Genomic DNA, 21,256 nt, shown 5'->3' with positions numbered 1-21,256 from the left:
GGTGTCATACGGGAGGCCACCCGCAGATGGACTGCAGGTGAACTTTTCTCAATGCGCCGACAGACCGGCGACGCGTCGCACCACCACGGGCACCAGCACCGACCCCGCCGCGACGGTCAGCGCGACCGTCCAGCCCGCAGGGCCCAGGGGACGGTTGCCGAAGAAGTGGCTGAGCCCCGGAACGGTCACCACCACGCCCAGCAGCACCAGGGACCCCACCGCGGCCGCTGCGACCACCGGATCCCGGCCCGCGTCCTGCAGCGTCTGGAGCAGCTGGGAGGACACCAGGGCGACCAGGGCGACGGTGTCCGCGTGCGCCCGGGTGCCGGTGGCCCGGGCCAGCACCCAGGCGACGGTGGCGGCGGCCGCGGTGACCCCGGCACGCAGCTGGAGGTGGCGGGTCAGGGCCTTGCCCAGCGAGGCCTCGGGTCCCTCCGCGAGCAGCCGGTCGGCGTGGTCGGCGGGCGGCCGGGCGGCGATGGCCATGGCGGGCAGCATGTCGGTGAGCAGGTTGACCAGCAGCAGCTGGCGTGCGTTCAGCGCGCTGCGGCCGGTGAGCAGCGTGGTCGCCAGGACGAAGGCGATCTCGCCCAGGTTGCCGCCGAGCAGGATGCCCAGCGCCTTGCGCACCGAGGCCCACATGGCCCGGCCCTCGACGAAGGCGTCGACGATCGTCTCGATACGGTCGTCGGTGACCACCACGTCGGCGGCGGCGCGGGCCGCCGGAGTGGCCCGCGAGCCGAGCGCGATACCGACGTCCGCGATACGGATGGCGGGCGCGTCGTTGGCGCCGTCGCCGGTGACCGCCACGACACGCCCGGCCGTACGCAGGGCCGTGACGATCCGCACCTTGTGCGCGGGGGTCACCCGGGCGAACACCGTGATGTCGGGCAGCGTCCGGGCCAGGGCGGCGTCGTCCAGGGCGTCCAGCTCCGCCCCGGTCATCAGCCGGGGCTCCTCCTCCGGCCGCAGCTCCCGGGCGATCGCGGCGGCGGTACTGGGGTGGTCCCCGGTGAGCATGACGATGCGCACCCCGGCCCGCGAGAGCCGGTCCACGCTCTCGGCGGCGGTGGCCCGCACCGGGTCCGCGAGCCCCAGCAGGCCCAGCAGACACAGCCCGTCGACGCTCTCGGCGCAGAGTTCCGCCGGAGCGCCGGGCGCCCCGGCGGGCGTGACCCCCTCGGCGACCGCGAGGACCCTCAGACCGCGCCGGGCGAGGTGGTCGATCTCCGCCTCGATCTCCGCCTGCCGCCGCTCGTCGAACGGCTCGGTGGTCCCGCCCCGGCGGATCCGGTCGCAGCGGGCCAGCACGACCTCCGGGGCACCCTTGACGACGATCCGTACGTCGGAGTCGGCCCGGCCCAGCACGGCGTGGTAGCCGCGTCCCGGCTCGAACGGCAGCTCCGCCAGCCGCTCCCAGGTGTCCGAGCCGAGCCCGGCGGCCCGGGCCGCGGCGACACCGAGCAGTTCGGCCCCGGCGGCGATGGCCCGGTCGGTGGGATGGGCGAGCGACGCGGCCGGTCCCGGCGGACCGGCCAGGCTCGCCGTGGCCAGGACCCCCCGCAGCGCCGGGGTGAGCCGGTCGGGCGGCCGGCGCTCCACGCCGTCGGCCACCTGCTGCAGGCTGATCCGGCCCTCGGTGAGCGTGCCCGTCTTGTCGAAGCACAGGACGTCGGTGCGCCCGAGGGCCTCGATGGTGGAGGCGCTGCGGACCAGGGTGTCGCGGGTCGACAGCCGGCGGGCCGCGGCCAGCTCCGCGACCGTGGCGATGAACGGCAGCCCCTCGGGCACGGCCGCGACGCACAGGCTGACCGCCGACCCCAGGGCGGCCCCCAGCGGCCGCCGGCGCAGCAGGTCGATGGCGAACAGGACGACACCAGCCGCGACGGACAGCGGCAGGAACCAGTGGCCCAGCGCGTTCAGCCGCCGCTCCACACCGCTCTCCGGCGGGCCCTCGGGTGCCGCCTCGGCCGCGCTGCCCGCCTCGGTGGCCGTTCCCGTGGCGACGACCACGGCCAGTGCCTCGCCGGCCGCCACCGTCGTCCCCTGGTAGAGCATCGAGGTCCGGTCCGCGACCGCCCGGGCCGCGGTCGGCGCGGCGCTCTTCACCACCGGCAGCGACTCACCGGTCAGACTGGACTCGTCCACCTCCAGTCCCCGCGCCCGCACCACCCGGCAGTCCGCGGGGACCGCGTCCCCGGCCCGCAGTTCGACGACGTCACCGCGCACCAGGTGTTCGGCGGCCGCCGGGGTCGCCTCCGTCCGGTCGGGCCGGCGTACCCGCACCTGCGCCGAGGTGGCCTCGACCAGCCGTTCCGCCTCCTGGTCGGCCTTCTGCTGCTGCACGCCGCCGACCAGCGCGTCGACACCGAGTACGCCGCCGATGAGCACGGCGTCCAGGACCGACCCGAGCGCCGCCGAGATGCCGCCGCCGACCGCGAGGATGGGGGTGAGCGGGTTGGCCAGCTCCTCCGCGACCCGGCCGACCAGGGTGACGGCGCCCTCGTGCCGGTCATGGCCCGCGAGCTGCCGGCGCCGGGTGGCCTCCGTCTCGTCCAGCCCCCGGGACGACGTACCGAGCCGGGTCATCACCTGACGTACCGTCATGGCGTGCCAGGGGGTGCGCTCGACGGCGGCGGGCACCGGACGCCCGTGCAGCCGCCATCCCGCCCAGAACCCTGTAGCGATCCCGGCGATGGTCACTGCGTCGGTCACCAGACGGGCCCGCGCCCAGGCCCGCGGACGGGGTACGAGCAGCCCCAGGGCCGAGCCCGCCGCGGCGCCGCCGACCTCCAGCCGGGTGCACAGCCGGCTGACCCGCCGGGCCTCCGGCAGGGCCGTCAGCAGCAGGTGGACGACATCGGGCGGGGCGGCGACATCGGCGTCCCAGGGCACGTGCCGTGGCGGGACGGTGACCACTCCGACGCCCAGATCGGCGCGGGCCAGTGCGCGCCGGGTCCGCGCCGACACCACCGCGACCCCGTGGCCGTCCGCCTGCAGGGAGCGGACCAGGGCGGCCGTGCGCCGGTGTCCGGTGGGCGCGGCCTCGGGAAGCCCGAACCGGCGGTGCAGCCCCGGCGGGCCGCCCACCAGCCGCACCCGGCCGCACTCCCGGGCCGCGTCCACCAAGTGGTGGGCGAGCGGATGCAGTTGCGGGGCCAGGGCGCCGACGGCCACTGGTCTGCCCTCCCGCAGGACGAGCACGACCTGCGCACCCTCCTCGGCCCACCGCCGGGTCAGGGCGGTCGTCTCGTGGGTCCCGCCCGGGACGGTGTCCGCGCCGGTGCACGGCCGCAGCTCCCAGTCACCCTGCCGTCGCGCCGGCAGCGCGCCGCCGTTCCGGGGCCGCCACCGGCCCGGCCCGCCCGGCTCCGTCAACTCGTGGATCCGCGCGTGCAGTTCGTCATCGTCCGGCCCGCCCGCGCTCGCCTCCGGGGCGCCCGGCGGGGCCAGTGGTGCCACGGCCTCGACCGTCCAGCCGCCGCCGGCCAGCACCCGGGCATCGAGGACCACGGTGTCGATCCGGTCCAGGCGGCGCACCGCCCCGGGCCGCAGCACCAGCGCCCCGCGGTCGGAGAGCGCCCGCGCCACCGAGGACGAGAACGACTCCCGGCCGAACCGGGGGCCGCGCGGCGTGCCCGCGATCAGCAGCGCCAGCCCCCGGTCGTGACTGAGCGTGCCGACCCCGGCCAGCCCGTACGCAGCGAGGGACACCGGAGCCGCCACGTTCGCGTACCGGTCGCCCGGCCCCGGCGGCAGCGGGGCGGGCCGCTCGTAGCCCGGCAGCGCGTCGTGACGGTAGGTCCCCTCGTGCACGGCCAGGCGACGCGACCAGTCCCCCCAGGCCCTGCGGTGGGCCTGCACCTCCGCGTAGCGGGCCCAGGCCAGGACGGTGGCCACCGCGGCGCCCAGCGGCCGGAACGTCAGCGTCGTCACCACCAGGTTCGCCGCGGTGAAGCCCCGCTCCGTGGCCGTCTCACCGAATCTGCGGGCGATGCCCTCACGCAGCGGCGGCGCGGACTCCACGAACTGGATCGCAGAGAGCACCACCGGCGGCAGGCCCCGGAGCCGCAGCGCGTCGCCCACCGACGCCACCCCCACCCCGACCAGGCCCGCGCCGAGCCGGGCAGCCGCCTCGATCAGCGCCCCCGCCGACCCCGGGAAACCGACCGAGGGCCGCGACCGGCCGGCCTCTCCGGAGCGGTCGGCGCTCCCGGCATCCGCCTCCTGCGCGGCGTCCGCGGCGGCGACAAGGCCGGCGACGCGCTCCAGGTCGGTCTGCGGGCCGCAACCGACGTACACACAGCCCAGGGCGCCGTTCACCTCGGCACGGCTCACCCCGCGCACCTGGCGCAGCGCGGCCTCCAGCCCACGTGTCGCACGCGCCGTCTGGGGCTGCCCCAGGCGCCGGACCTCGATCTGCACGCCCCCCGGGGTCTGCCAGAGCCGGGGGGCGTGGCGCCGCAGCAGGGGCCCGACCACGGGCAGCTCCGCCGGCACCTCGGTCAGCCGTCCCGCGGCGGAGCGAACCGCGGAGGACGCGGACGACACCGCGGAAGAGGCGTACGACACCGCGGAGGAGACGGTGGACACCGCCGAGGGAAGAACGGACGTGGGCAGCGCGGACCCGGAGGACACGGAGGAGAGCACTGGCCAGATCACGCGGCATCCACCCATCGGCGGCAATTCAGTATGCGCACACCCCGGCACCCCCGTCCTGCTCAGCAGTCCGCGGGGCACCGTCGGGCGCTGCCGTCAGCTGGTCACCGCGCACTGACCGCGGTCGGCGGACTTCGGTCCCTCTGCCGTGGGACGGATGTCGAAGTCGAAGATCCCGGTCGGGAGGTAGAGGGAGCAGCACGCGTTGGGGATGTCCACGATCCCGCTGATGCGTCCCTCGATGGGGGCCGCGCCGAGGATCAGGTAGGCCTGCTCTCCGGTGTAGCCGAACCTCTTCAGGTACTCGACGGCGTTGAGGCAGGCGCGGCGGTAGGCGACCGTCGCGTCCAGGTAGTAGTTGGTGTCGGTGTCGTGGTCCACGGAGATCCCGATGAAGGAGAGGAACTCCGAGTAGCGCGGCTCGACGTTGCCCGGCATGAAGACGGGGTTCGTGGTGACACCGTACTTCTCCATGCCGCCCTTGATCAGATCGACGTGGAAGTCGATGTAGCCGCCCATCTCGATGGCGCCGCAGAAGGTGATCTCACCGTCTCCCTGGCTGAAGTGCAGGTCACCGCCCGACAGCTTGGCGCCACTGACGTGGACGGGGTAGAAGACCCGCGACCCACGGGTGAAGTTCTTGATGTCGTGGTTGCCGCCGTTCTCCCGCGCGGGAACGGTGCGAGCTCCGTCCCGGAGAATGCTCTCGGCCTCCGATCCGGTCGCCTTGCCGGCGAGGCCCGCGTCGGGTTCGGGAGCGAGCCCCAGCGGCGGGACCCGTTCGGGGTCCGTGTCGATCAGGGCCTGCTCGCGCCGGTTCCAGCTCTGCAGCAGCTCTGTGGAGGGAGCCGTGCCGAAGAGCCCGGGGTGGGTGATGCCGGTGAAGCGGACGCCGGGCAGGTGCCTGGACGTCGCCGTCTGCCCGTGGAAGTCCCAGATCGCCTTGTAGGCGTCCGGGAAGTAGTCCGTCAGGAAGCCTCCGCCGTTGGCCTTGGCGAAGACGCCCGTGTATCCCCAGCCCTGACCGGGCGCGTCCCCGACCTGCTGCGGCACCGGCCCCAGGTCGAGGATGTCCACGACGAGCAGGTCGCCCGGCTCCGCGCCTTCCACGCCTATCGGGCCGCTGAGCATGTGGGTGGCGTTCAGCTCGACATCGCGTACGTCATTGGCGGAGTCGTTGTTGCCGATCTGCGCGTCGGTCCATTCGCGGCACTCGACGCGGAACTCGTCACCGGGACGGACCATGGCGGCGACCGGCACATCCGGGTGCCACCTGTTGTGTCCGGGAACATCCTGGTCACGCATCGACCGGGACTGGTCGACGCTGAAGACGACCTCAGGCATGACAGCTCCTCATGAGATTTCGTACGGGTGGATCCGGTGTGGCATGCGCCCGGGGCTGCCCGGTGCGCTTCATGGCGCCTTCTGCCGCTCGTCGACCACCTCCAGCAACCCGACTCGCCCGGCGCCCTAGCCGGTGCTGCCGGCCGGGTGTCCCGCCGCGCCGTACTCCGCGGGCCTGCCCGGTCCCCTGCGGTGAAGCACGAACCACAGCGCGCCGAACACCAGCACGCCGAACGCGCCCAGCGCGATGGAGATCTCGTAGTAGTTCTCGGCCACCCAGTAACCGGACAACAGGAGGAACGCCGGGATGACACCGGTCACCCAGCCCTCTATCGCGGTCACCCATCCGACATAGGGGGTGAGCGACTCCAGTTTCAGTCCCAGCAACAGGAAGAAGAAGAACCAGAGGAAGGCCCAGTAGAGCCATATGACCCCGAAGGGCTGGTCGCCGAACAGCCGGAAGCTGACGAACGAGTAGCCCAGAGCCACAATGGACACGAAGAGTGAGTAGTACCCGACTCCGGTCGTATCCAGGTTCATAAGCAGTCCGATTCCTACATACAGATACGTGAAACCGAAGAGGAAGATGCCCGATGCCAGGAGAATTCGCTTCGTGTCACCGCCGGCGGCGATGATGAGATATGTGGGCGTCAGAACCTGGAGACCGCCGACGAAAAGGTTGAACACAGCCGCTGCTCGGCTGTCGACCTTTCCCAGAAGCATCAGCCCGTTCAGGAACAGCACTGCGCCCACGAAGAGCAGTCCGACGTTGGCCAAGGGAACTCACCTCCCTAATTTCCGCTCTCGCGAGCGAGCCGCCGTCAGGGGCGGGGGAGCCGGGCGACGGCCGGGTGGACCGGCCTCGGTGCGGCTTCCTTGGCAGGCACGCGAGTCACCACCGCGGGGTTCTCCCGTGACTTGGCTTCCTGCTCGCGCAGACCGGCGACGGCGGGCGCCGTCAGGGCGAGCCCGCGAGAGGAGAAGACCCGCCGCGCCGCACCCGAGCACCGCGGGCACCCGTATCTGCTCGGGGCCGTCCCCATCGGAAGCCTTACGTCGAACAATCCGCAGCGACTGCAGGAATATTCATACGTCGCCATAAAGCCTCCCGCCTCCCACCGGCCGCGCCCGCGACTATTCAGCCAGGCGTGCGTACCGGTCGAGCCGATGAACGCCGCAGAAGTGGCGTCTGATTCCAGGCAACGCCCAGGACGGCGAGGTGTCAAGCTGGGGCGATCGGCTTCGCCGGGCTGCCCGCCCGCCGGGCGCCGGAGGTATGAATTCCATACAGGGCGACTGTCCGACGGTGCCTCACGGATGTGTCCGTGAATTCTCGGGCGAGGTCGGGCGCGGATTACCGCCCGCTGGCAGCGTCAGGGCGCGCCGGCTATCGCGCACGCGCGGCACGGGGGCCGGCCGCAGATGCACTGCGTGATCCCACCCAGCACCCCGTGGTCGTGGTAGAGGCACTCGTCCCGGCAGGTGTGGCGGGGAACGAAGCCCGCCTGCAGTTCGTCCGGCCACGGCTCCTCGCCGTCCCGGCAGCGTGTGAACCGCTCCGGATCCTCGGAGTGCAGTCGCTGCATGCTGGCCCGGGCCTCGCCCTCCAGGTCGCGCGCTTCGGCGATCACGTCCTTGAGCTGCTCGGCGAGCCCGGAGAACCGGGTGTCGCCGGTCCTCACGTGTGCTGCCCTCAGTGCCATGACGGCGTTGCCCAGGAACCGTCGGGCGTCCTGGAGGTCGGTGACGTGGTGCAGCTGGATGCCCGTCACACCCCTCGTCCACACGGCGTCGTTACTCACCTGTCCGCCTTCCGGTTCGCATTGCTTACCAAAGGAAACTAAACGTGTCATACACACCGGTCCAGTTATCAACCAGTGAATAGGGTCACATCGGCACGTTTTGTGCTGCCGGAGCCAGGGCTCCTCGACGTCACGGTGAGGGCCGTCCACGCGTGCCCGCGGCCGGCTCGGTGAGTCGAACGCCGCCGGGGTACTCGGTCGGCGGACGGCCGGTGCGGGAGGTGCCCGATGGACGGTTCGGTGGACCGGATCGCTGAGCCCTGGGGGGTGCGCACGCCGTACGGGCCGGGAGACGGATGGCCCGTGCGCACCGACACGCACCTGGCGGCCGGGATCGGCGAGGACGACGTGGAGCGGTGGGCGCAGACCGCCTCGCTGCTGCACTCCAACGGGGACGCCATGGACGTCGCGGTGCGCGAGGGGCGGATCGTCGGGGTGCGGGGACGGGCGGTGGACCGGGTCAACCGGGGACGGCTCGGACCCAAGGATCTCTTCGGGTGGCAGGCCGTCGGCTCCGGGGACCGGCTCACCCGGCCGCTGGTCCGGGAGGGCGGGCGGCTGGTCGAGAGCGACTGGGAACACGCCATGGGGCGCATCGTGAGCCGCAGCAAGGAGCTGCTCGAGGAACGCGGGCCGGGGGCCGTCGGCCTCTACACCACCGGACAGCTCTTCCTGGAGGAGTACTACACCCTCGCCGTCATCGCCCGGGCGGGCATCGGCACCCACCACCTCGACGGCAACACCCGGCTGTGCACGGCGACCGCCGCCGAGGCGCTGAAGGAGACCTTCGCCTGCGACGGGCAGCCCGGGTCGTACACGGACGTCGACCACGCCGACGTCATCGCCCTGTTCGGGCACAACGTGGCCGAGACACAGCCCGTGCTGTGGATGCGGATGCTGGACCGGCTGGACGGGCCCGAGCCGCCCCGGCTGGTCTGCGTGGACCCGCGGCCCACACCCGTGGCCCGCCGCGCCACCGTGCACCTCGCGCCCCGGCTCGGGACGAACGTGGCCCTGCTCAACGCCCTGCTGCACGTGATCATCCGCGGCGACCGGGTCGACCACGACTTCGTACAGGCCCACACCGTCGGCTACGAGGAACTCGCCGCCCGGGTGAAGACGTGCACGCCGCATTGGGCCGCGCGGATCTGCGACGTACCGGCGGCGGCGATCGAGGAGGCCGCCGCGGTGATCGGCGACGCCGAGCGACTGCTGTCCACCGTGCTGCAGGGCGTCTACCAGTCCCACCAGGCCACCGCCGCGGCCGTCCAGGTCAACAACCTCCACCTGATCCGCGGCATGCTCGGCCGCCCCGGCGCCGGCCTGCTCCAGATGAACGGGCAGCCCTCCGCCGAGAACACCCGCGAGTGCGGCGCCGACGGAGACCTGCCCGGCTTCAGGAACTGGCAGAACGACGAACACGTCGCCGAACTCGCCCGGCTGTGGAACGTCACACCCGACACCATCCCGCACTACGCCCCGCCCACCCACGCCATGCAGATCCTCCGCTACGCCGAGCAGGGCTCGGTCCGCATGCTGTGGATCACCGGCAGCAACCCCGCCGTCTCCCTGCCCGAGCTGTCCCGCATCCGGGCCGTGCTCTCCCAGGAGCGGCTGTTCACCGTCGTACAGGACCTGTTCCTCAACGAGACGGCGCAGCTCGCCGACGTGGTGCTGCCCGCGGCCACCTGGGCGGAGAAGACCGGCACCTTCACCAACGCCGACCGCACCGTCCACCTGTCGGAGAAGGCGGTCGAGCCGCCCGGGGAGGCCCGCCCCGACCTGGACATCCTGCTCGACTACGCCACGCGGATGGACTTCCGCGACAAGGACGGCGGGCCGCTGATCACCTGGCACGACCCGGAGTCGGCGTTCCGGGCCTGGCAGCGGTGCAGCGCCGGGCGGCCCTGCGACTACACCGGCCTGAGCTACGACCGGCTCCGCGGCGGCTCCGGCATCCAGTGGCCCTGCACCGCCGACGCCCCCGACGGCACCGAGCGCCTGTACACCGACGGCATCGGCTGGGCGCACCCGGACGGGTGCGAGAGCTACGGCAAGGACCTCGTCACCGGAGCCGCCCTCGAACCGGTGGAGTACCGCTCCCTCAACCCCGACGGCAAGGCGCTGATCAAGGCCGCCGAGTACCTGCCACCGCACGAGGACACCACGCCCGACTTCCCGCTCCAGCTCACCACCGGACGCACCCTCTACCACTTCCACACCCGCACCAAGACCGGCCGCGTCCCCCAGCTCGACGCCGCCGCGCCCGAGATGTGGGCCGAACTGTCCGCCGCGGAGGCCGCCGCCCGGGGGCTCGCAGAAGGCGACCTGGTGGAGGTGGCCACACCCCGCGGCGCGGTCCGCGCCCGGCTGCGTGTCACCGCCATCCGCGACGGGCTGGTGTTCCTGCCCTTCCACTACGGCTACTGGGACACCCCAGCCGGGTACCAGCCGCAGACCCGGGTGGCCGGCCGGGCCGCCAACGAGACGACGATCACCGACTGGGACCCGGTCTCCAAGCAGCCGCTCTTCAAGACGGCCGCCGCCCGCGTCCGCCTGTTCGCGCACGGCGACGGCGTACCCGCGCCCGCCCCCACCACCACCGCCTCCGCACCGGTCCACCCGGACGCGGTCCCGCCGACCGAGGGCGGACCCCAGGCGCACGCCACCCACGCCGGGGACCGGCCGGAGGACCGCTCGTGAACGGCATCACCCTCACCCTGCGCGCGCTGCACCACGGCGAGCGCAAGCTGGAGAAGGACCTGCTGGCCGCCGCCGAACGGCACCACACCGAGCACGAGTTCCACCACGTCGCCACCGACCTGGCCGGCTGGTCCCACCAGCACCGGGGCCGGCTCGCCGAGACCGGCCACCACTACGGCCTGGACCTGGCGAGCCCGCACGCCCAGCCGTCGCCCGGCATCATGGCCGCCCTGCGCGAGGTGGCCGCCGACACCCTCACCCGCCGCCCCGAGACCGGACTGCTGCTCCTGCACGACCTGCACGACCTCTACCTGGCCGCCTCCGGCAACTCCCTCTACTGGGAGATGCTCGCCCAGGCCGCACAGGCCGGCAGGGACACCCGGCTCCTCGAACTGGCCTCGGACTGCCATCCACAGACGCTCCGGCAGATGCGCTGGGCCAACACTATGATCAAAGACCTCTCCCCACAGCTGCTCACCAGCCTGTGAGCGCGGTCACGAGTGCGCGGCGCCTGCAGGCCGACGGCTGACCGCCGTGCGCAGGGCGTCGCGCAGGTCCTCCGGGAGCGGTGGGCCGCCGGCCGTGGCGCTGGCGGTGACCGCCGCCGCGACGGTGTGCAGCTTGGTGTTGGAGCGCTGGGAGGTCTCCCGCAGGATGTCCCACGCCTGGTCGGAGGTGCAGGCGTGGGTGGCCATGAGGACGCCCCGGGCCTGGTCGATCAACGGGCGGGAGGCGATCGCCCGGCGCAACTGGCCTATCTCCTCCTGCAGCACGCGCAGTTTCTCCGCCCGCTCCAGCGCCACCGCGGACGCGGTGGGCACGGGGGCGGGCGGCTGCGGAGACCGGCCGTGCAGCGGGTCGGTGGCGTCCAGGCCCGCCAGTTCCAGGATCCGGCGCGGCTGGTCGTTCCAGGCGGTGGCCGAGACCGCGATGCCCCGGTACCGGCCGTACCCGCTCAGCAGGTCCAGGAGCTCCAGCCCGGCCGTGTCCATGAAGACGACCCCCGACATGTCCAGCTCGACCCGCCCGACGCTCTCCGGCAGGGCCGCCAGCGTCTTCGCGAGGGCGTCCGCGCAGCCGTGGACGAGCTCGCCGCGGGGGCTGAGCAGCGCTCGGTCCGCCTCCACGAGGGAATCGATGACCAGGGTGTTCAACCGACCGGAAAGAGGTACGTGTGGCACTGAGGTCATGTCTCCGCCTTGTTGGTCCCCGACAGTGTCCGCGCGGGTGCGCGCGCGTGCGCCGCGAGTGCACCGCGCCGAGCCGCCGGGCTCCGGGCACGGATACCGTGGGCGAACTCCGCGGGGTCCCGGCATGGCTCGCCGTTCGCCTGCCCCCCGTGCCCCGACGTACACCCCGCACCAGGCGGTGAAAACGGACGGAACCGGGAATTCCCGGTGACACGCGGGACCGGACGGCTGTCGACGGCGCATACTGGGCACCCGTGGCACTTGGCACCGAGGAGACGGCGTGAGCATCCCCGAGCCCGCGCGGCACGCCCCGCCGGGCACCGCGTCGGCGGCGAAGGCGCCGCAACTGCTCCTGCGTCCGTTGCCGGGGCGCAGCGGCATACAAGCGGTGGGCGAGGTCAGCCTGGCCACGCGCGGGATCTGGGTAGGCGCGCTGGAGCAGGCCGTGCGCGAGGACGAGGATGTGTACCACTTGGAGCTCTCCGCCGTGACGTTCGTCGACGTCGCGGGCGTCGACGCACTCGTCGGCGCCGCACAGCGGCTTCGCGCCGGCCGGCTGCTCGTCGTCGACCGGCCGCCGCCCGCCGTGCCACGCCTCCTGGAACTGTTCTGGCCCGGCCTCCGGACGATCGAGGTGTCGAAGTCATGACCGCCGTGGCCGAACCCTTCGTGCACCCCGCGCTGTTCTACGCGGACGAGCGGGAGTACCTCGCCGGCACCGTGCCGTTCGTCCGTGACGCGCTCGCCGCCGGCGAACCGGTCGCGGTGGCCGTCCCCGGCGAGAACCTGCGGCTCATCCAGGACGAGTTGGGCGCCGACGGCGCGTCCGTGCGCTTCCTGGACATGCGTGAGGCCGGGCGCAACCCCGGCCGCATCATCCCCGGCGTGCTGCGCGCCTTCGCCGACGCCCAGCCGCCCGGCCGGCGGGTGCGGATCATCGGCGAGCCGATCTGGGCCGGCCGCAGCGCGACCGAGTACCCCGCCTGCGTCCAGCACGAGGCACTGATCAACGCGGCGTTCCAGGGCCGCGAGGTCACCATCCTGTGCCCGTACGACACCGTGCGCCTCGACGAGCAGGTGCTCACGGACGCGTACGCCACCCACCCGACCGTCATCCCGGCCGGAGCCACGCACGGACAGTCCAGCGTCGCGTACGCACCCGAAGCCGTCGCCGCCCGCTACAACGAGCCGCTGCCGGCCGTGCCCGACGGACTGTCTTTCGACTTCCGCGCGGAGACCCTGTCCGAAGCCCGGCACATCGCGACCGCGGAGGGTGCCCGGCTCGGCCTCACCGGGGTACGCCTGGAGGACCTGGCGCTGATCACGGCCGAGCTGACCACCAACAGCGTGGTGCACGGCGGCGGCTGGGGCCGCCTGCGGGTGTGGACCGAGGACGGGTACGTGGTCTGCGAGGTCCGTGACAAGGGCCGGCTGACCGACCCGATGGCCGGCCGCCGGCCCGCGAGCCGCGACCAGCGCGGCGGCCGCGGTCTGCTGCTGGTCAACCTCGTCTCCGACCTGGTACGGCTGCACACGGGGGAGGATGGGACCACGGTCCGCTGCTACCTGGCCCGGTGAACGGCGCCGCTCAGGCGGCCAGCGGATCCAGCACCAGCGGGTCGATCCTGCCCTCCAGCATGGCGCCGAGGCCCTCGATGGCGCACACGTCGGGCCGTTCGGCGATGTGCACCGGCATGCCCGTCGCCCGGATCAGCATCTGGTCGAGGCCGGGGAGCAGCGCGGAGCCGCCGACCAGCGTGATCCCGCGGTCGGCCAGGTCGGCGACCAGATCGGGCGGGCAGTCCCGCAGCACCTTGCCGATGCCGTCCAGCACGGCGGTCAGCGGCGTGCGGATGGCGTCCCGTACGGCGGCGGTGCTCACCCGCACACTGCGGGCGAGGCCGGTGACCACGTCCCGCCCGTGGATCTCGGTGGTCTGTGGGGCCTGCGAGGAGAGCCCGGTGCCGGACAGGGCGAGCTGCAGCGGCCGTACGGACTGGCTGGGCAGCACCAGCTCGTGCTCGTGCCGCAGCAGGTGCACGATCGCCCGGTCCACGGCCTCGCCGCCCACCGGGATCCGCTCGGCGGTGACGATCGACCCCAGGGAGAGGACGGCGACCTGGGTCGCGGCGGCCCCGCACACCATGATCATGGTGGCCTCGGGCCGCTCCACGGGCAGCCCGCACCCCACCGCCGCGGCGATGAGCGTGTCGACCAGCTGGACACGCCGGGCACCGAGCCCGACCAGCGTCTCTACCGTGGCCCGCTGGGCCAGCGGATCGGCGTCGTGCGGGGTGCAGGCCGCCGCACGCAGCCGGGGCCTGCGGCGAAGACTGCGGCGCGTCCTGTCGCCCAGCAGGTGGCGCAGCATGCGCTGGGCCATCTCGATGTCGACGACCGTGCCGCCGGAGACGGGCCGTACGACGCGGATGTAACCCGGGGTCCGCCCCGTCATCCGCGCGGCGAACTCACCCACCGCGATCAGCCCGCCGGTGCGCATGTTCACCGCGGCCACGGACGGCTCGTCCACGACGATCCCCGTGCCCCTGACGTACACCCGGGTCCGGGCCGCCCCCAGGTCGACGGCGAAGTGACAGCGGCGCAACTGCTCCAGGCTGACGGTCATGGCAGATCCTCCGAGTGCGCGGACCATGGGGGCCGGGGCGCCGGCGGACGACAGCCCTCTAGTGCATGGTGCGCGCGCCGCCGGACCGGGCGCCCCTTGTGGGGGGCCGGGCGGGGTGCGGCCGAACGGGTGCTTGTCCGTCCGTCCCGGCGTGTCGCAGGTGACAGGGGTGCCTGCACATGACCGCCACGGCGGACGCGGAGTCGCCGGTCGGCGGTCAGTCAGTCGCCCCGGAGCAGCCGGACCCGCGGCGGCCGGAGGCGTTCCGTGGGTCAGTGGGCCTGCCGGGCGGCGTCGGTCATGGCCGAGCGGCGGGCTCTTCTCCGGCCGTCGGCGGTGTGGCCGCCGACCCTGCCGACGCCCAGCTCAGCCGGACCACCAGTTGCCCCTCCGCCGCGCCCTTGGCGATCACCGCGCCGGCCTCCGCGCTCAGCTTCACCCCGAACTCCAGCTCCACGGAGTCGGGCCGCAGCGTGCCGTCGCGGAAGACCCGCAGCGCGGACTGGGCCGCCGAGCGGACGCCGTCGAGGGCGGTCTCGAAGGTGCCGGTCACCCGCTCCGCGGGCGCCTCGCCGCGCGACACGAGACGGGAGCCGCCCGGGCTGTCCGCGGTCTCCACGACGACGATCGCGCCGTCCTCGGTCGTGAACTCCACCAGCCTGCTCATGCGTTGCCCGCCTCCCCCGTGACGCACGCTCCCCGACGGACTCCATTGTCGGCCGGGATCCGTGCCGCGCAAGGCCTCAACGGCGGTCCACGATGCCCCGGACCACCCCCAGCTCGACCAGGTCCTGCGGCCGGACGCGCAGTTGCTCGGCCGTCGACTCGATCTCCTGAGGCGGGCGTTTGAGGATCGCCGCCGCGAGCTCGGGGGCGATGACGGAGAAATAACTGTCGGGCGTGGCCCAGGTGTTGCCGGGCGCGGCCAGCGCGAGCGCGCCGCCCGACCCGCCCTCGCCCACGACCAGCGTGGTGACCGGCGTGCGAGCGGCGGCCACCGCGCCGAACAGGTCCGCGATCGCCGCGCCCGCGCCCTGCCGCTCTGCCTCGGCGTCGTTCGCCGCGCCCGGCGTGTCCACCAGCGTCAGCACCGGGATGCCCAGCCGGTCCGCCAGCCGTATGAGCCGGGCGGCCGTGCGGTATCCGGCGGGCCGGGTGGCCGCTCCGGTCTGGGCGGCGTAGCCGACCGTACGTCCGTCCCGCTCGCCGAAGCCGCACAGCATGCCGAGGGGGTCGGCGCCGCCGCAGCGGTCGCCGGAGAGGGCGGCCCGGCGGGTGAAGTAGGCGTCCAGGTAGGCCTCGGCGCGGGGGCGTTCGGGGGAGCGGGCGCGCTGGACGGCGGTCCAGCCGGTGCGGGGGAGGTCCGTGACGCCGAGCGCGGCGGGGACGGGGGCAGGCTCGACGCGGGCCGGGGAGGGGAGCGCGGTAGCGGGGGAAGCGGCCGCGCGTGCGCCGGGAGCGCCACGTGCGCCGGTGAGCGCTGGCGGCGCGGGCGGTTCGGGCGCTGCCCCCTGGGCCGCCGTCCCACCGGTCAGCAGCCGCAGCCACAGTCCCAGCACCCCCCGCAGCTCCGCCGGAGGCACCACCGCGTCCGCCGCGCCCGCCGCCACCTGGGCCTCGGCCGTGTACGCGGCCGGGTCGGCCCCGGGCGGGCGGACGCGGGAGCCGGCGAAGCCGACCTGGGCGCCGGGCAGGGCCAGGACCACGTCGGCGCCGGCACCCAGGGTGGCCCAGCCGCCGCCCGTGGTCGGGTCCCGCAGCACCGCGATCTGCGGCAGACCCGCCTCCCGGGTGAGCACGGACTGGCGGGCCACCCGCTGGAGCTGGGTGAGGGCGAGCATGCCCTCCTGCATCCGGCTGCCGCCCGTGGCGACCAGCGGCACGACCGGCAGCCGCCGCTCACGGGCATGGGTGTACGCCGCCTCCAGCCGGTCACCGGTACGTTCGCCCAGCGAGCCGCCGAGGAAACCGAACTCGAACGCGATCAGCACGGCCCGGGTGCCCTCGACGCACGCGGTGCCGCACACCACGGACTCCCGCTCGCCGGTGCGTTCGGCGGCACGGGCGCGGGAGGCGTCGTACCCCTCCCAGGACAGCGGGCCGTCCGGCCTGGAGTCCCGTACGGGACAGGGGAGTTCGGTGAACGTGCCGGGGTCGGTGACCAGGTCGAGCGTCGCCCGTGCCGAAAGCCGCTCAGGCATCGCCCAGCGCCCGCTTCATGATCTTCCCCATGTCGTTGCGGGGGAGGGCGTCCAGGTGGCGGACCACCCGGGGCCGCTTGTGCGGAGCCAGACGACGGGCCACATGGTCGGCCAACTCCTCCGTGGACGGCGGCCGCCCGGGGTCGGCCGGTACGATCCACGCCACGATCCGCTCGCCGAGATCCGCGTCCGGCTCCCCGGTGACCGCCGCCTCGCGCACCCCCGGATGCTCCAGGAGGGCGTTCTCGATCTCTCCGGCCCCGATCTTGTAACCGCCGCTCTTGATCAGGTCGGTGGCCTTGCGGCCGACGATCCGCACATACCCGTCGGACTCCCGCACCGCCATGTCGCCCGTGCGGAACCAGCCGTCGGCGGTGAACGCGGCGGCGGTGGCGTCGGGCCGGTTCAGGTACTCGGTGAACAGGTTCGGGCCGCGCACCTGGATCTCGCCGACGGTCTCCCCGTCGTACGCCGTCACCTCCGTGCCGTCCTCCTCCACCAGCCGCAGCTCCACGCCCGGCAGCGGCACGCCGACCGTCCCGGCGCGCGGCTCCCCGTCGGCCCGCACGCTGGTGTTCATGAGGGTCTCGGTCATGCCGTACCGCTCGATCACGCGCCGCCCGGTCGCGCTGTGGATCCGCTCGTGGTCGTGCACCGGCAGCGCGGCCGAGCCCGACACCAGCAGCCGGGCCCGGCCCAGCGCCTTGGCCAGCTCCGGGTCGGCCGGGAGGGCCTCGGCGATCCGGTGGTACATGGTCGGCACCCCGAACAGCATGGTCGCGCCCTCGTTCAGTTCCCGGGTCACGCCCTCGGTGGTGAACCGGCCCAGGTGCCGCACCGAGCCACCGCGCCGGAGCGGGCCGAGGATGCCCAGCACGAGCCCGTGCACGTGGAACAGCGGCAGCCCGTGCACCAGCACGTCGTCCCCGGTCCACCGCCAGGCGTCGGCCAGCGCGTCCAGGGTCGTGGCGAGAGCCCGGCGGGGCAGGACCGCGCCCTTGGGCGGGCCGGTGGTGCCGGAGGTGTACACGATCAGCGCCGGGTCGCCCTCCGCGGCGCGGTCCTCGGGGACGGTCCCGGCGCCGTGCACGTCGATGTTCACCCGCTCCAAGCCGCCCGCGACGGACGGCAGTTCCGCGCCCGGCGCGGCCAGGACGAGTGCGGGCGCGCTGTCGGAGAGGATGTGCGCGAGCTCCTTCTCGCCCGACTTCGGGTTCAGCGGCACCGCGGCCGCCCCGGCGAGCAGCACGCCCACCACCCCGACCGCCGTCTCCAGCTCCGGCGTCGCCCAGACCGCGACCCGGCGACCCGCGCCCCGGACCCGCTCGGCCACGGCTCCCGCCGCGGCGCCCAGTTCCCCGTACGTCAACGACCGGTCGCCGAACCGCAGGGCGACTCGTTCGCCCGAACCTGCCGTCACGGCCGGAAAGAGGGAGGACACGCGGGGCACTCCTTACTGTCGGGGGGCATACGGCACCAACGCCCCCTTCCTACACCAGGCTCCTCGTCCCCGCCTCGACCAGGTCGGCCACCACGCAGCTCACGTTGTCCGGACCGCCGCCGGCGTTCGCCACGTCGACCAGGGCGTGGACGGCGCGGTCCGGGTCCGGGTCGGCGGCCAGCAGACGCCGGATGTCGTCGTCCGGCACGACCCGGGACAGGCCGTCGGAGCACAGCAGATACCGGTCCCCGGGCCGGACGTCGTGCAGCCGCAGGTCCGGGGCGGTGGACGGGTCGCCCGTCAGGGCCTTCAGGAGCAGGGTGCGCTGCGGGTGGCCGGCGGCCTCCGCGGGGGTCAGCCGGCCCTCGTCGATCAGCGACTGGACCACACTGTGGTCGTGGGTGATCCGGAAGAGCTCCCCGTCCCGCAGCAGATAGGCGCGGGAGTCGCCGATGTGCACCAGGGCCAGCCGGGACCCCGTCCACAGCAGCGCGGTGAGGGTCGTACCGACGTCCTCGCCGAGGTCCCGGATCACCCGGCTCGCGCCCTGCACGGCGTCCTCCAGCAGGTTCAGCACCCCGCCCGCCGACAGGTCCTCGCTCTCCAGGGACTTCAGCGCCGCCACGGCGGCACCGCTCGCGGGCCCGCCCGCCGGGCCGAAGCCGTCGGCCACGGCGAGCAGCCGGCGGCCCGCGTACACGGTGTCCTGGTTGGCGGGCCGGACGTGCCCGGTGTCCGTGCGGGCGCTGTAGCGCAGTTCCAGCATGGTTGTGTCCTCTCTCGGCTTCCCCGACTGTGCCGACAGGTGGTCGACGAGGAACGCGGCGAGGTCCCGCCGTACGGCCGTCGCCGCCTCGACCCGGGCCCAGTAGGCCCGGATCTCGGCAGCGGCCTCCTGTGGCGGCAGGGCGCACACCTCACGGATCCCGGCCAGCGGCATCCCCAGCCGCCGCAGCCAGGCGACGAGCCGCGCCCGCTCCAACTGGCCGACCGCGTAGTAGCGGTACCCGGTGTCCGGGTCGACCCGTGCGGGCCGCAGCAGCTCCAGCTCGTCGTACAGCCGCAGCGCCTTGGGCGACAGCCGGGACGCCCTGGCGAAGGCGCCGATCGTCAGCATCTCCATGTGCACCTCGAACTCCTCCGGTTCCGCCACCGATGCTGGGGCTTCACCGAGGGGGAAGGTCAACGGCCTGTTTCGGTTGCGGCCCCGGTTGTTAGCCTGCGAACCGACTGCCGCCACCCCGAAGGAGCCCGCCGTGTCCCGCCTAGCACTCGCCACCTACGACCCCGGAGCGGAGCCGAGCAAGGACCGCGACCTGCCGGAGCTGGTGCGGGCGCTGCGCGCGGCCGGGGCCGACGCGGTCGCCGTGCCCTGGGACGACCCCGGCACGGACTGGGACGGCTTCGACCTGGTCGTCCTCCGCTCGACCTGGGACTACAGCTGGCGGACGGCGGAGTTCATGGCGTGGGCCGAGCGGTGCGCGAAGACGACGAGGCTGGCCAATCCGGTGGCCGTGGTGCGCTGGAACACCGACAAGCGCTACCTCGGCGACCTCGCGGCGGCCGGTGTGCCCGTGGTCCCCACCCGGTACCTGGCGCCCGGCGACGCGGTCGGCGTGGACGCCCTCCCCGACGACCACGACTTCGTCGTGAAGCCGACCTTCGGCGCGGGCGCCCGGTTCGCCGCCCGGTACACGCCCGCCGAGCGGGAGACGGCCGTACGGCAGCTCGAGCGGATGCACGAGGAGGGGCTGACCGCGATGGTGCAGCCGTACCTGACCCACATCGACGTCAGCGGCGAGCGTGCGCTGCAGTTCTTCGGCGGCCGGCTGCTGCACGCCAGCCGCAAACGGGCGGTGCTGGCGCCCGGCACGGCCTACGACGCCGACAAGGTGGCCCACCCCGACCTGGAGCCCTGGACCCCGACTCCGGCCGAACTCGCCGTCGCCGAAAGCACGTTGGCCGCCGTACCGGAGGGGGACGAGCTGCTGTACGCGCGCGTGGACCTGGCCGACGGGGCGGACGGGAAGCCCCGGGTGATGGAACTGGAACTGGTGGAGCCCAACCTGTTCCTCTTCCTGCATCCGGAATCCGTGCCGAGGGTGGTCGAGGCGATCCTGGCGGCGGCCGGGGAGAACTCCGTACAGCGCTAGGCCTGTCCGGCGGATCATGCCGCAGACGCGGGGCTTGGCACGCCCATCTGCGGCGTTGTCGTCGGTCGCCGACGCTCCGCGTCGACCGGCGCAGATGAGGCACCGCCCGTTTCCTGCGACCTGATCCGCCGGACGGGCCCTAGCCCGCGACCGTGCCCCGGCACGCTGTCGCGTACGCCCGGACCAGTGGCCGGTGCCCGTCCTCGCGGCGCCAGGCCAGGGCGTAGCGGCTGGGGCCGATACCCCGGACCGGGCGGGTGGTGACACCGCCCAGGCTGATCAGAGGGGCGTTGCCCTCGGCCACCAGGCACACGCCGAGGCCCGCGACCAGGGCTTCGTACGTCTCCTCCACTCCGGCGATCTCGGCGCCGACGCGCGGTGGACGGCCCGCGCGGGCGTCCAGGGCCAGCCAGTGGTCGCGCAGCGGGCCCGCTTCCGCGGGCAGGGCGAGGAACGGCTCGTCGATCAGGTCGGCGAAGTCGATCTCGGCCCGGGCGGCGAGCGGATGGGTGTCGGGCAGGGCGAGCAGCCGGGGCTCCTCGGCGACCACCGTCCAGCCGTAGCGCTCCTCGTCGGGCAGCGGCAGCCACACGAAGGCGACGTCCGCGGCGCCGTCCGCCAGACCCGCCGTAGGGTCCTCCCAACTCACCTGCCGCAGCCGGGTGGTGGCCTCCGGGTGCGCGGCGGTGAAACGGGAACGGATGGCCGGCAGCAGCCCGCCCCGGCCCGGACTCGTGCTCATGCCCACGACGAGCGTGCTGCGTTGCGCCGCCTTGGCCGCCTCCACCGCGGCCGCGCCCTCCGCCCACGCGGTCAGCACCCGCCGGGCGTGCGGCACGAGCGCCTCGCCGGCCGCCGTCAGCGCCACCCCGTGCCGGTCGCGTACGAACAGCTCCACCCCCAGCTGCCGTTCCAGCGCGCGGATCTGCTTGCTCAGCGCGGGCTGGGAGACGTACAACCGCTCCGCCGCGCGCGTGAAGTGCAGCTCCTCGGCGACCGTGACGAAGTAGCGCAGGTCCCGTGCGTGGACGTCGATGGCCATAACCGTTGGCTATCACGGTGGGTCTTGGACGGGCAACCGGGTGCGACGGCAGGCTGGACCGTGTCAGTGAGAACAGCGGACGTACGAGACATACG

17 protein-coding genes are annotated in these 21,256 nt (G+C 73.8%); 5 read left to right on the top strand and 12 right to left on the bottom strand.

Annotated features, from left to right (window positions below):
* Nucleotides 1–48 precede the first annotated feature (48 nt).
* From ACFYZQ_RS03380 to ACFYZQ_RS03360, 5 genes are all read right to left on the bottom strand, one after another.
* Nucleotides 49–4,662, bottom strand: coding sequence for a cation-translocating P-type ATPase (locus ACFYZQ_RS03380; protein ID WP_389141089.1), 4,614 nt, complete (start codon nucleotides 4,660–4,662; stop codon nucleotides 49–51).
* 93 nt (nucleotides 4,663–4,755) lie between these two features.
* Nucleotides 4,756–6,003 (bottom strand): formamidase, encoded by a 1,248-nt coding sequence (gene fmdA / locus ACFYZQ_RS03375; RefSeq protein WP_389141087.1) that lies wholly within the window; start codon nucleotides 6,001–6,003, stop codon nucleotides 4,756–4,758.
* A gap of 126 nt (nucleotides 6,004–6,129) precedes the next feature.
* Nucleotides 6,130–6,780 carry an AmiS/UreI family transporter gene (locus ACFYZQ_RS03370; RefSeq protein ID WP_389141085.1) on the bottom strand — a complete coding sequence of 217 codons (651 nt, stop codon included), beginning with the start codon at nucleotides 6,778–6,780 and terminating at the stop codon, nucleotides 6,130–6,132.
* Nucleotides 6,781–6,824: 44 nt separating this feature from the next.
* A complete protein-coding gene (locus ACFYZQ_RS03365; protein ID WP_389141083.1) occupies nucleotides 6,825–7,103 on the bottom strand; it encodes an FmdB family zinc ribbon protein in 279 nt (92 codons plus the stop codon).
* A gap of 273 nt (nucleotides 7,104–7,376) precedes the next feature.
* Nucleotides 7,377–7,805 carry a hypothetical protein gene (locus ACFYZQ_RS03360; RefSeq protein ID WP_389141081.1) on the bottom strand — a complete coding sequence of 143 codons (429 nt, stop codon included), beginning with the start codon at nucleotides 7,803–7,805 and terminating at the stop codon, nucleotides 7,377–7,379.
* A gap of 228 nt (nucleotides 7,806–8,033) precedes the next feature.
* Here ACFYZQ_RS03360 and ACFYZQ_RS03355 point away from each other — a divergent pair, with 228 nt between their 5' ends.
* Nucleotides 8,034–10,508: a molybdopterin oxidoreductase family protein gene (locus tag ACFYZQ_RS03355; protein ID WP_389141079.1), complete on the top strand. Its 2,475-nt coding sequence runs from the start codon at nucleotides 8,034–8,036 to the stop codon at nucleotides 10,506–10,508.
* Nucleotides 10,505–10,996 carry a hypothetical protein gene (locus ACFYZQ_RS03350; protein WP_389141077.1) on the top strand — a complete coding sequence of 164 codons (492 nt, stop codon included), beginning with the start codon at nucleotides 10,505–10,507 and terminating at the stop codon, nucleotides 10,994–10,996. The genes ACFYZQ_RS03355 and ACFYZQ_RS03350 overlap by 4 nt, the downstream gene beginning before the upstream one ends.
* A gap of 6 nt (nucleotides 10,997–11,002) precedes the next feature.
* Here the strand turns inward: ACFYZQ_RS03350 and ACFYZQ_RS03345 are convergent, their stop codons facing one another.
* Nucleotides 11,003–11,698, bottom strand: a complete 696-nt coding sequence (locus ACFYZQ_RS03345) for an ANTAR domain-containing response regulator (protein WP_389141075.1) — start codon at nucleotides 11,696–11,698, stop codon at nucleotides 11,003–11,005.
* 286 nt (nucleotides 11,699–11,984) lie between these two features.
* Here ACFYZQ_RS03345 and ACFYZQ_RS03340 point away from each other — a divergent pair, with 286 nt between their 5' ends.
* Together ACFYZQ_RS03340 and ACFYZQ_RS03335 are read left to right on the top strand one after the other, a co-directional pair.
* Complete coding sequence (locus ACFYZQ_RS03340) at nucleotides 11,985–12,347, top strand: STAS domain-containing protein (RefSeq protein WP_389141879.1); 363 nt, start codon at nucleotides 11,985–11,987, stop codon at nucleotides 12,345–12,347.
* Nucleotides 12,344–13,276, top strand: coding sequence for an anti-sigma factor RsbA family regulatory protein (locus ACFYZQ_RS03335; protein ID WP_389141073.1), 933 nt, complete (start codon nucleotides 12,344–12,346; stop codon nucleotides 13,274–13,276). Before ACFYZQ_RS03340 ends, ACFYZQ_RS03335 begins: the two co-directional genes overlap by 4 nt.
* A gap of 10 nt (nucleotides 13,277–13,286) precedes the next feature.
* Here the strand turns inward: ACFYZQ_RS03335 and ACFYZQ_RS03330 are convergent, their stop codons facing one another.
* The 5 genes from ACFYZQ_RS03330 to ACFYZQ_RS03310 all read right to left on the bottom strand — a co-directional run bounded on the left by ACFYZQ_RS03330 (nucleotide 13,287) and on the right by ACFYZQ_RS03310 (nucleotide 19,089).
* A complete protein-coding gene (locus tag ACFYZQ_RS03330) occupies nucleotides 13,287–14,324 on the bottom strand; it encodes a rod shape-determining protein (protein WP_389141071.1) in 1,038 nt (345 codons plus the stop codon).
* A 298-nt stretch (nucleotides 14,325–14,622) separates the two neighbouring features.
* The gene (locus tag ACFYZQ_RS03325; protein ID WP_389141069.1) at nucleotides 14,623–14,991 is read right to left on the bottom strand and encodes a CU044_2847 family protein; all 369 of its coding nucleotides are present in this window, start codon (nucleotides 14,989–14,991) and stop codon (nucleotides 14,623–14,625) included.
* Between the two features lie 76 nt (nucleotides 14,992–15,067).
* Nucleotides 15,068–16,525, bottom strand: a complete 1,458-nt coding sequence (locus ACFYZQ_RS03320) for a carboxyl transferase domain-containing protein (protein WP_389141067.1) — start codon at nucleotides 16,523–16,525, stop codon at nucleotides 15,068–15,070.
* Nucleotides 16,518–17,966: an acyl-CoA synthetase gene (locus ACFYZQ_RS03315; protein ID WP_389141065.1), complete on the bottom strand. Its 1,449-nt coding sequence runs from the start codon at nucleotides 17,964–17,966 to the stop codon at nucleotides 16,518–16,520. The genes ACFYZQ_RS03320 and ACFYZQ_RS03315 overlap by 8 nt, the downstream gene beginning before the upstream one ends.
* Before the next feature lie 49 nt (nucleotides 17,967–18,015).
* A complete protein-coding gene (locus tag ACFYZQ_RS03310) occupies nucleotides 18,016–19,089 on the bottom strand; it encodes a MerR family transcriptional regulator (protein WP_389141877.1) in 1,074 nt (357 codons plus the stop codon).
* Between the two features lie 133 nt (nucleotides 19,090–19,222).
* Here ACFYZQ_RS03310 and ACFYZQ_RS03305 point away from each other — a divergent pair, with 133 nt between their 5' ends.
* A complete protein-coding gene (locus ACFYZQ_RS03305; protein ID WP_389141063.1) occupies nucleotides 19,223–20,119 on the top strand; it encodes a RimK family alpha-L-glutamate ligase in 897 nt (298 codons plus the stop codon).
* A gap of 139 nt (nucleotides 20,120–20,258) precedes the next feature.
* Here ACFYZQ_RS03305 and ACFYZQ_RS03300 read toward each other — a convergent pair whose 3' ends face one another.
* Nucleotides 20,259–21,161, bottom strand: coding sequence for a LysR family transcriptional regulator (locus ACFYZQ_RS03300; protein WP_389141061.1), 903 nt, complete (start codon nucleotides 21,159–21,161; stop codon nucleotides 20,259–20,261).
* Nucleotides 21,162–21,256 lie beyond the last annotated feature (95 nt).

Source organism: Streptomyces sp. NPDC001843 (assembly GCF_042891955.1).
In the GTDB taxonomy this organism is placed as follows: Bacteria; Actinomycetota; Actinomycetes; order Streptomycetales; family Streptomycetaceae; genus Streptomyces.
The sequence above is the reverse complement of the archived record's forward strand: the minus strand, read 5'-3'. Positions and strand labels throughout refer to the sequence as shown.